The organism is Halorientalis sp., from assembly GCF_028275115.1.
GTDB lineage: Archaea > Halobacteriota > Halobacteria > Halobacteriales > Haloarculaceae > Halorientalis.
The window spans coordinates 1-2,284 of the sequence record NZ_JAQCNH010000014.1 but is presented as its reverse complement, the minus strand read 5'-3'; the positions used below and the strand labels follow the sequence as shown (position 1 = coordinate 2,284).

General features: G+C 62.6%; 2 protein-coding genes and 1 pseudogene. All 3 read right to left on the bottom strand.

The window, feature by feature from the left end; genetic code table 11:
• The coding region (locus Q0964_RS01575) for a carotenoid oxygenase family protein (protein ID WP_299262744.1) at positions 1-144 on the bottom strand (144 nt) is incomplete at its 3' end.
• A gap of 374 nt (positions 145-518) precedes the next feature.
• The gene (locus Q0964_RS01570; protein ID WP_299262742.1) at positions 519-1,637 is read right to left on the bottom strand and encodes a LolA family protein; all 1,119 of its coding nucleotides are present in this window, start codon (positions 1,635-1,637) and stop codon (positions 519-521) included.
• A gap of 344 nt (positions 1,638-1,981) precedes the next feature.
• Positions 1,982-2,284, bottom strand: a pseudogene (locus tag Q0964_RS01565) (cryptochrome/photolyase family protein); the annotation flags it as partial.

Genomic DNA, 2,284 nt, shown 5'->3' with positions numbered 1-2,284 from the left:
GACGCTGCTCCCATCAGGGAGATCGAAACGTCCTGGGCCGTTACGAACGAGACTTCCGGTCAGCCACTCGGGGACCGACCCCGTGACGGCGAGCGACGTTGCCCGTTCTTCCTCGAGCGAATGAAACCCCAGTGATGACGTCATACCAGCGTCACGTGCCGGACGGAATAAACGGTACCGATAAAACGACGGCTCTCGTGTTCGCTCCGGCACAGGCACTAGCCGGTCCGACCCGAACGGCACGGCACGGTTCGGTCAGCCGGCATCGTGGTCTCAGCCGACACCGACTCCCGAACGACGACATGGTGTGTGAGTACGGGCGCAGCACGCGTACAGAGCCGCTGTGGCGACCACGGCACCCGGGTCTGCGTGTGTGGGTTCCGACCGGGGACGTCCGACAGCGGGGACTCGCGGGCAAAAAAGCGGACCGTCCGACCGCCGGGGACGCCTCGGTACTCACCCGTCCGGACCGACACGGCGGGACGGTCCGTCCACAGTAGTGGTGACTGGAGGGCCGCTCACGCACACACCATCGAACGAGCAGTGTCGGTCAGGTCGGCTTTCGACGCTTTCCCGTGGACCGAGTAGCTGTACTCGCCACACTCCCAGGCGACCACGCCGGAGTCGTCGAACCCGTCGTACCACCCGGTCCGGTCGCCGAGTTCGACCGACTCGAAGTCCTCGCTGTCGCTGAAGTTGTAATCGGTCGCCGGGCGCTTCGAGACCGAGAGCGTGTCAGCGCCGTCGGTGTAGGTGAGACTCAGCGAGTAGTGGTCGTCACGGTCGGTGATCCGCCCCTCGTCGAAACTGTAATTTCCGGGGACGTCGGGGTCGGGAACCGACACGGTAGCCGCGTCGCGCAACTCGTCGAGCGAGTCGTACGTCTCGATGCTCGACGTCGTCTGCTGGGGTTCGGTCGCGTTGTCGGGGATCTCGATACTGAACCGCGAGTCCGGAATCTCGGTGTTCAGACTGACGTTGGAGAACGCCATCGTCATCGTGTAGGACATCTCCTCGGACTCGGGACTCACGTGCATCTTTTTCGGGAAGTAGGTGTCCGTATCAATCCAGAGCGTTGCGTTTGCTTTCGCCCCCATCGACTCGTTCGAGACGAGGCTGAGGCGGTACGTCGACTCGCCGTCGACACGCTCGCGCTCCTCGTAGGTGATTTCACTCGCATTGAGCAGTGATTTGACCGGAGTGTAGACGGTGGTACCGGTGGTGTCGTGACGGGTGACGGTGTTGTCCGCTGGGTCGTACGAGACCGACTGGCTCTCGTTGCGCACCGTGATCCGCTCCGAACCGTAACTGGAGTTGACGACCTCACGACGCACCTGGTCGTCCTCGAAGTCGATCCACATCCTGGTCTCGGTCGTGGAAGAGTGATTGCCGTCCGTCTCCATCGTCATCTTCTGGATCATCGAGAGCGTCTCCAGCGAGGCAATCCGCCCCTCGAAACTGGAGACGACGTTCGCATCGTCGCTCGACTCGGCGGTAGACGCGTCGTCGGTGGGCTGTGTGTCAGGCGATTCGTCACTCTGGTCTATGGCGATGGACGTCCCGGCAACGCCGCCAGCGACCACGAGTGCCGCCAGTGCCGCCACCAGAATGGGGGCTCGAAGTTTGTCGGGGACCATTGCACCCGGCTGTTCTCCCCTCAAATAAAAAAACCGAACCGGTGCGTTTCTCTCCCGGAAGACCACCCCAAGGTATAACTCTAGTCCGTCGCGGCTGTCCCGAACTAATATACCGGAAGACGGCCACCCGGGTCGGGGGTGTCAGTTAGGTTCTGTCCAGTGAGAGCCGTTCCCTGTCTGCTACTTAGATAGGGGTGGTGCGTGTACAATCGCGCGACGAGTCGACGGGTCGGCCGTGCCGGTCGTCTTGCTGCTGACGGTCGCCGAGGAGTTGCTCTATCGGGCGCGAACAGCGCGTCTGCGCGGTCCCGACCCGCTCGTGCGGTGGGGCTGTCGGTGGACGGTCACAACTCGCCGTCGCGCTGTGCCTGTCTGAGGTCGGCGACGCGGGCTCTGATCTCCGCCATCTCGTCGGTCTCCTGCTTCGAGTCGACGTGACCGTACATCAGCCCCATTCTGTGGTTCGACCGGAGTTGCTCCTCGTTCCTGTCGAGGAAGTCCCAGTACAGCGCGTTGAACGGACACGCCCGGTCACCGGTGTCTTTCGTCTTGTAGTAGTGACAGTCGCCACAGTAGTCGCTCATCTTGTCGATGTAGTTCGCAGAGGAGACGTACGGCTTTGACGCGAACACACCGTCCCCGTACTG

Excerpts from the sequence above, each read along its gene's own strand:
- Q0964_RS01570 (WP_299262742.1), bottom strand. The coding sequence starts at position 1,637 with ATGGTCCCCGACAAACTTCGAGCCCCCATTCTGGTGGCGGCACTGGCG.